Annotated in this window: 5 protein-coding genes and 1 pseudogene; 1 reads left to right on the top strand and 5 read right to left on the bottom strand. The window is 49.6% G+C overall.

Annotated elements, in window-relative coordinates; translation table 11 throughout:
- Positions 1 to 620: 620 nt before the first annotated feature.
- A pseudogene (locus tag FEK66_RS24015) lies at positions 621 to 764 on the bottom strand (integrase); the annotation flags it as partial.
- 93 nt (positions 765 to 857) lie between these two features.
- On the opposite strand from FEK66_RS24015, the gene emrE reads away from it, so the two are divergent.
- Positions 858 to 1,190 (top strand): multidrug efflux SMR transporter EmrE, encoded by a 333-nt coding sequence (emrE, locus tag FEK66_RS24010; RefSeq protein ID WP_001070440.1) that lies wholly within the window; start codon positions 858 to 860, stop codon positions 1,188 to 1,190.
- A 103-nt stretch (positions 1,191 to 1,293) separates the two neighbouring features.
- Here the strand turns inward: emrE and FEK66_RS24005 are convergent, their stop codons facing one another.
- The 4 genes from FEK66_RS24005 to nrfB form a co-directional block, all read right to left on the bottom strand.
- Positions 1,294 to 1,971: a hypothetical protein gene (locus FEK66_RS24005; RefSeq protein WP_135493510.1), complete on the bottom strand. Its 678-nt coding sequence runs from the start codon at positions 1,969 to 1,971 to the stop codon at positions 1,294 to 1,296.
- 227 nt (positions 1,972 to 2,198) lie between these two features.
- On the bottom strand, positions 2,199 to 3,089 hold the full coding sequence (locus tag FEK66_RS24000) for a DUF4434 family protein (protein ID WP_130260267.1): 891 nt from the start codon (positions 3,087 to 3,089) through the stop codon (positions 2,199 to 2,201).
- Positions 3,090 to 6,062 (bottom strand): bacteriophage adsorption protein NfrA, encoded by a 2,973-nt coding sequence (gene nfrA, locus FEK66_RS23995; protein ID WP_135493511.1) that lies wholly within the window; start codon positions 6,060 to 6,062, stop codon positions 3,090 to 3,092. It abuts the gene before it with no gap.
- Complete coding sequence (gene nrfB, locus FEK66_RS23990; RefSeq protein WP_135490915.1) at positions 6,049 to 8,286, bottom strand: cyclic di-3',5'-guanylate-activated glycosyltransferase NrfB; 2,238 nt, start codon at positions 8,284 to 8,286, stop codon at positions 6,049 to 6,051. Before nrfB ends, nfrA begins: the two co-directional genes overlap by 14 nt.
- Positions 8,287 to 8,551: the final 265 nt, after the last annotated feature.

The raw sequence follows: 8,551 nt of genomic DNA, 5'->3' as shown, positions 1-8,551 counted from the left end.
AGGATAGGCACCTCCGGCAGCCATTATCGAAACATAGACTACCGGAGAGAGGAAAATGATAATGTGTATATATTTGCGTATTAAAAATCAAATAAACTCAATATATAGCGATATAACATATTGATTTAAAGTACTTTGTTGTGTTTTGTATAATCTTTATCGTACCGGATATCATATGGCCTACGCCTCCGACAAATCAGGCCAGCTAACATGTTCAGGGTCGGTTGTAACATCAACCGACTTAACCTTATTCTTATTGCGAATGGCGGGGGGCAGAAAACAGGTGGCGATCATATACGACGTCGCGGTTTTCACTCTATACAAAAAGTTTCCGGTGTCTACGATCTCACTCCAAATCAAACATGAATAGCAGGATTTTTCACATCCTACTTCAGATGGCGTGTCGTATTTGTGTCGTGCATGGACGACGCGCGAAGGAAAGGGATAACTAAAAATGACGTGTAACGACACAATCAACGTTGCGAACGCGGAAAAATCATGTAATTACAACGCGTTAAGTGTCGGCCTACGTTCTTCTAAGTCGTGGGCCGCAGGTTCGAATCCTGCAGGGCGCGCCATTACAATTCAATCAGTTACGCCTTCTTTATTTCCCCATAATTTCAGAAATGGAACATCTTTGGGACATCATCACCAAAAATGTCGTCAGTTTTCCTCGCGTGCTCCGTCAAATGATTAGGCGCAAGGTGAGCATATCTACGCACCACTTCTATGGATTCCCATCCGCCCATTTCCTGAAGCACTGATGAAGAACGTCAATGAATGCACCAGCAGAAACCAGTGAGTTAAGTTCAAACTGTAGTACAATTCTCTTCGGTATTAACAGGAAAGAATAGGCTATGAACCCTTATATTTATCTTGGTGGTGCAATACTTGCAGAGGTCATTGGTACAACCTTAATGAAGTTTTCAGAGGGGTTTACACGGTTATGGCCCTCTGTTGGTACAATTATTTGTTACTGTGCATCATTCTGGTTATTAGCTCAGACGCTGGCTTATATTCCTACAGGGATTGCTTATGCTATCTGGTCAGGAGTCGGTATCGTCCTGATTAGTTTACTGTCCTGGGGATTTTTTGGCCAACGGCTGGACCTGCCAGCCATTATAGGCATGATGTTGATTTGTGCCGGAGTGTTGGTAATTAACTTATTGTCACGAAGCGCACCACATTAAAAATAGTTTCGTTCGAGTTTAATAAAATGCATCAGCCCGTATGTTTATATGGGCTGCTTTTTTACGCTGCAATAATTCAAGTGATAGTGGACAAAAAGCACAATCAGTCGATGGGTTCACTGTAGGATGCAACTGCCTGAGCAGTGAACCCCCCGCTCAATTCCTGTCTGACCCCATCATTTTTCAGCCAATAATAAGTATTATTTTCTTTATTAAAAGCGTAAATTCTACAAATACCTGCATACTCACTATTTGTGTTCCATCCACTATTAGCTACATTGCCCCATTCCTGGAAAAGTCCTGCGTTAACTTCTCGCTTGATAATATGTCCTGAATTATGATCATTATAATCGTAACTGTCGATATCCTGCGCTTCAGGAAATTCTCCGTTCATGTTTTCAATCCACGGTAAAATATTTTTAACTGATTTATAATTTTCAATGCTGTATTTGAAAAAACGCTTCACGAGAAAAGTATAAGCGCCGGCGGATTTATTCGTTATTTTATCAGTGGCAAAAATAGCAAAAATCTTCCAAACGCACCTTTCATCTACATTCGGAAAAGTCACTGTGCCATCCTGACTAACCGCCAGAGCATTATTGCTTGCATCAGTGCTACAGCTCCATATTACCTTGTCATTATTAACGGGGTCATTATCAATGACCATCTTGAAGGTGGCGCCTGGGAACAGGCTATTAGGAAAATTGTAACCACCCTTCATATCATTTTTAATATCATAGATATGGTTATCAACTAAAACACCTGTAATTTTACTCATCATTGACTCTCTTTGTGTATTAGATAAAAGTATATTTCCGTGTAAAAGAATATACTAATGCAACTGATGAGTAATTGTTCTTATTTAAGGATTATATGGTGGCATGAATATGATTATATAATGCCTCTGAGTAGTGGCTACACCGATTATTTGTGTCCAATTAATATTTACAGGATTCTGACCAGGAAAGTGAAAAGGAAAGGAGCAAGCAAAGTTGCTCCCTTAAATCATTAATACTCAAGAATGCCGTGAGCGACAGGCAAATAGCGCAGGGAGAAATAGAGCGTGTCTTTGCCGCAGGAGGAACGTTTCGCTAACAGCGAAGCAATTTCTGCATCCGGTTTTGGTTTTGCTTCAAAGGTTTTACCTTTACCGGCGACAAACAGTTCATAAACAACGCCGCTGGCGGGGGAGAAAGTTTGGCAATCGGCACTGGCCTGCAGATAACGCTCACGCTGTTCGGCAGTAAGTTTATCGACGCCGCTACCATCCTGAACCCAGACGTGGATGCCAGTAGATTTCACTTGTTCAAGCAGTTGCCGATAGCCATCGGGCGACATGTTTCCGGCGAAAAAGCTACTGATATAAACCGGTTTCGCCGAAACATCACTGATCAGCCGTTGTGAGTTGTTTAACCACTTCAGCAATGGCTGGCGAGCGGCTTCGCTGCGCCAGTTCAGGTCGTCAATTTCTGCGCTGATATACCAGCCATCCGGCGTAACGCCGGGTGCGGCGCTCCATAATCTGGCCTGCTGGAGATCGGCGACCAGCAAGCGATTAAGATAGCTCTCCAGCGCCGCGGACGACTGCTTCTGATGCAGAAAAAATTCCGGATCGGCATGCAAACCAACAATCAGCTTCAGGCCAGCTTGTTGCGCAGCTGCGGCACGCTTAAACAATAATGCCCGCTGTTCTGGCTGGGTGAACGCATCGCCGTAACGGGTCCATTGCAGAATCAGGGTGTCGAATCCTTGCAAATGCAACTGACTCATCAGCCCACGCCACTGGGCGTCGGTGACCTGACTATCGCGATTTTGTGGCTGCCAGATAATACCTTTCATCGCAAAGGAAAAAGGACTGACCAACAAAAGTGTCAGCAATACGAAAATTAACTTACGCATTTACCAGTGCACTCCAATGGTGAGAAACGCGTTGTTGCGCTCCCCTGTACGTTGATTAATCGCCTTAAAGGTATGTTGATATTCGACGCCGAGACTGACTTTGTGCGGCCAGGCGTCGTAGTGCGTCTCGCCGGTCCAGATGTTCCAGCGAACGCCGACGCCGCCCACCTGCGCGCCCTGAGTACCTTTATCCCGATAGCCGTTACCTTGTACGTGAGCGTAAGGTTCAATAGTCTGCCCGTTCGCTACCTTCTGGTGCCAGCTAACTCGATAATCTGCCGTCCACGCCTGAATATCCTGACGAAAATATTGCGCCGCATCGAGATACAGGTTTTGCGCAAACCAGCCAGAACCGTTCGGGTGCCACTCATCGCTGTATTTTCCGCCGTTAAAGAACGAGGCGCTGGCACGCAGCATGGTGTCGGAGGCGCCATTTTGCCCGTTTAGTGGGAACTGCTGTTCAACGGCGAGGAAAAAGATCTGATCGCGCAGCGGCTTCCAGCGCAATCCGGTGCCGGTCATCGGATTTTTCACCGGCATCATCACTCCGTTTTCTCCGGTATCGGCAAAGACGCGGCTATAAACCGAGAGCAGGTCGCCTTCCAGCAGCATATTGCGCCCGATGCGGTACTCAGCTTCCAGCTGCCCGTAACTGCGATAGCTTTTACCTGGCGCCGAACCGCCGACATTATTGCTTGCCGAGCTTATTGCCCCTGAGCGTAACCCGATAGAGGAATCAAAATTAAAACTCCAGCGGCGACCGGTATCCTCATGCAAACGACGGAAATTAAAGCGTTGTTGATTTTGTTCCGGCGTTAGCGGTGTAATCAGCGCCTGATTATCAATGTCATCAATCACCTGCCGTGCGTAGTGCTGCGTCGCAGGCATATCATCCAGACGTTGATTCACGTAGGCCAGTTGTCGGATCAGTGCCGGATCGTCCGGTAGTCCTTTATGCGCCTGTTCCAGCATCTCCCGCGACTGCGCGATATCACCACTATCCCACAGGGCGTAGCCGAGCGCCGCCTGGGTGTTGCTGTTATTGGGCTCCAGTTCAAGCGCGGCGCGCAGATCGCTCACTGCCGCTGAGACATTATGACGTTGCCGATAAATCGTTGCCCGCGCGACGTAAGCATTGGCAGAAGGCGCAATGTTAATTGAGCGAGTGAGATCGTTCAGTGCAAGTTCTGGCTGAGCTGGGATATAACGTTGCGCATGCAGCCACCAGTATTGGGCATTGTTTCCCAGCCCGCGTTGTTCTGCCTGTTGAAGCCAGCGATCGCGAGCCGCGCCATTTCCCGCCGCCTGAGCGGTATTGGCGGCGGCGAGCAGATCCTCATTGCTCATTTCGTGAAGTCTGATTTTCTCCCAGGCCGCCAGGGCGGTGCTGTAATCTTCCACCTGGTAAGCCTGATAAGCCACGGCGCGATGTTGCCAGGCGTTCGGTTGCCTTTTTTCCGCCTGAAGCCATGCATATAACGCCACGCCGGGAAGTGTTTCCCGATAACACTTCGCCAGGCGGTTCCAGGCGGCAGCATCGTAAGAAGGTGACATATCCCCAAGCAAACTAACGATTGCCGGGCAATTATCCGCAATACCCGGTAACTGGCTTTGCCACTGACGTTGCGCCGCCAGCGGTAAGGGTTTCGATAAAATCGCCACCTTCGCCGGAGTTGCCAGGTAAGGATGACTTTCCAGCAGAGACGCCAGTCGCGCCATTAAAGTCTGGCTGACGGTCGCATCACCCTGGAAGGGATAGCGTTGCAGCAATAAATCGGCAGCTTCGCGTGACTGCTCGTTCTGCATCAGTTGCCAGGTCAGTTGATCCAGGCGGGTAAGATTTGCCGGTTCTTGCTGATACAGCAATCGTGCCAGACGCAGGGCTTCAGCCTTGTTACGGGTCGCTACGCTAACGGCATAACGCTCTTCAAGCATTTCATCGGCGGGGAGGGTAGCGAGCAGTCTTTGCGCCGCGTCGTACTGACCTTCTTTTAACAGCACCGGTAGCGTTGCGCCAACAACATACTGGCGGTTATCGGCAAACTGTACCTGATGATTCGCCAATGCCTGCACGGGATTGGCGCTGTATTTCGATAACAGATAGAGCCAGCTTTTCTCTTGTGCGTCCGTGGTAAACAGCGGCGTATTTTCAGCGAGATAACGCTGGAGGCGTGCTTTTTCGCCACGATAAGCCAGCGCGGTCGCGTAAGTAATGTACGACTGTGGATCGGTGAAGATCCCCACTGATTGCAGAGCAAGGATCCGATCGTCCAGTTCTCCGGCAAGAAGAACGTCAAACCACTGACGGCGCTCTGCCGCGTTTAATGTATTCTGCTGGCGTGCTTCATTGTATAGCGTATCTGCCTGCGACCATTGTTTCAGGTAGATTGCCCGTTGCAGCAGATCGGTTCGCAGCGTTTTTCCTTCCGGCGATGCGGCAAACGTTGCATCGTTCAGTTGCGCTCTGGCGACAGGCAACTGCGCCAGCCGCAGCGCATTCTGCCCGACTTCACTGCGACAACGCAGGGTCGGTGCAGCATCGCACGCTTTTTGCTGGGCGAGCAACTCTTCAACAGTAGTGACGCTTTTCACTTCCACTGGAATTGCCGCCAGATTTCGCTCAAGCCGGGCATCCCCTGGGTGACGTTTCAGTTGATCCTCAAGCAATAATCGCGCGCGGTCATCATGACCAAAATGGCGATAAGCTTCCGCCAGATATAACGTCAACGGAATATTATCCGGCACCTGCTGGTGTATATATTCAAATTCGCGGATGGCGGTTGCTTCGTCGTTATTTTTCTGTGCCTTCAGCGCCTTATCGAGACGGGGATAAATAACAAAATGGCGATAGTCGCTCAGCCCCAGCTCTTTTGCGCTGGTGCCGATATTGTCTGCGAGTGCGCTGGTACTCAATAAAGACGTCAGCAGTAAACCAGACCATCCGATGACGCGATTAAGGTTATTCTCCTTCATTTTCGGACTCCAGTTGCGCAACCTGTTCTGTGTTTAAACCTGCTTTAAGTAATAATGATTGCATCGAAACTTGTAATTCGCGTTGAATTGACAGTACGCGATCCAACGTTTCTTGGCTGATAACGCCTTCGGTGACCAAAAACTTGCCGAGCGGCAGAGAACTGCGTTCATGGCGCAATAACAACACGTTAATGGCTGAACGATTAATATGACCGAGCGTGGTCAGTATTTCGGCGAACAGGAACTGATGCGGCACATATTGCCGCCAGATTTCACCGGCCTGCTGTTCCGTGAGCCACTGATGCTGAACCGCATTGTACAACATTGCCCGTGGATCGTGGCCGCGCCGACGTGCATACCAGTGACGTAATCCAGTGACAATTTGTCCACGCAGAACAATGACGTAACGTACTTTCCGTCCGACCTTACGCGCCAGCGCCGCCAGAGAAACCGGGTCAATACCGTCTTCACTACCGACAATTAACTCATCATTTTCCAGACGCAGCGGCAGTACCGCATAATGTAGCGCCACAGAGGCCGGCATTTCGGCAATCAGCGAAGAAGGGATCTGCCAGGCATCGATGGATTCCCACGCCACGCCGTTTTGTTCAGCCAGCGCTTGCGCCAGTTGTTCGGCGCTGATCAATCCTTGCATTAGCATCGAACCGCCGAGACGTAAACCTTCGACACGATTACGCAGTGCTGTATCGAGTTGCTCTTCGGTGATGACCTGATTTTCCAGCAGAATTTGACCTAACGGGCGCAACGAACGGGTATCGCCAGTCACGCTGGGGAAGTCATGCGTTGTTTTATCCCACGCGACGCGACGTGGATCGCCGTGTTGGAGTACCTGTTTTAGCGCGCGCCAGTTGGCCATGAAGTTAATCAGGTTGCCCCAGAAAAGACGCAGGACGGAAAGCAGCCCCTGCGTCAGGCCGTAGTAGCCAGTAACGAAAATCACCCGCTGCACGATGCGGTTAACCATCAAACCAAAGTTTAGCCACAGCAGGGTCATTAACCATGCGCTGCCGCTGAAAATAGAAAGGAAATGCCAGGCATCGGGCCACAAACTTTCATACGCCAGCAACAGCAAAAGCTGGATCATCACCAGCATCGCGAGGAAGCTGACAAAGTTACTGATTGCCCCTTTGCGGTCGCGCCAGAGAAAGTAGTTCAGCGTCAGGCTGGAGGTCCATTTATGGGTTTTAAAGCCCTGGAAAACAATGCCGATGATCCAGCGGGATTTTTGTCGAACCGCAGTCGAAAAGGTATCGGGGAAATATTCGCGCACGCAGATCATGTTTGATGTCCGTGCGTGCTGTAAAAATTTACGCTGCTCGCGTTCTTTGGCTTCGTCCACCACCGGAAAACGGACAAAAATTTCCGTCATACCTTTCTCTTTCAGGCGGAAACCAATGTCGTAATCTTCAGTAAGACTCTGCACGTCGAAAGCGATACCGTCACCGTCGGCTAACAGCGCGGTCACGGCGCGGCGGCTGAAGCAGGTACCGACGCCTGCGCTAGGCACCTGTCCGGCGAGAGCTTCACGCACCGGAACATCTTTGCCATGCAGTTCTGAAAACTCATCGATATAGGTCATGCTGGTGAAGTGCGTCCATTCGCGTTCGAACGGATACACCGGGATCTGAATCAGATCTTTACGCTCGACCAGATAGTTGAACAGACGCAATTCCATTGGCGAAATCACGTCTTCAGCATCATGCAGGATAAAACCAGCAAAGGCGAAATTGGCGCTACGTTCAAACTGGGTAATGGCATCCAGCACATTGTTCAGACAGTCTGCTTTACTGGTGGGGCCAGGACGCGCGCAGACCACCTTGTGCACGTTCGGGAAGCGAGCGCACACTTCGTCAACATCACGCTGAGTGTCAGGGTCGTTGGGGTAAGTGCCAACAAAGATATGATAGTTTTCGTAGTCGAGCGTGGTCGCTGCCAGCTCGGCCATATTGCCGATGACGCCTGTTTCGTTCCACGCCGGAACCATAATCGCTAATGGTTTTTCATCCGGCTTATACAGTTCGCGGTAACTCATTCGCGGGTAGCGGCGATAAACACTCAACTTGCGCTTAATGCGGCGTACCCAGTAGACGACATCAATGAAAAAATCGTCCAGCCCGCTGATGAACATTATGACCGCTAACGTTATCGCGATTACTTTTAAGCCGTAGAGCCAGGTAGCAAAAACATCAAGAAGCCAGTCCACACAAAAACCTTACATTAACGCTGGTTATGTTTAGGGTGGCGTATATTAAGGTTTTTTATGAATTGTGACAGCTTTTTACCGTTAATAGGTATGACTATTGCGGCACGTTATTTTTACACTGGTTATAAAAGCTGCCGATTGCGTAGAATGTAGACAAAAGCGTGGTGTCAAGGAGGGGAGGTTAACGTCATAGTGAAGAGGAGCGGTGGCACCGATCAGGTCATCATGTAGTGGAAGTGCCTGGAGGAGGTGAGCAGGGGAGATC

It is taken from the genome of Escherichia sp. E1130, from assembly GCF_005781065.1.
Classification (GTDB): Bacteria; Pseudomonadota; Gammaproteobacteria; order Enterobacterales; family Enterobacteriaceae; genus Escherichia.
Note: the sequence above shows the minus strand (reverse complement) of the source record. Positions and strands in the feature narration are given on the sequence as shown.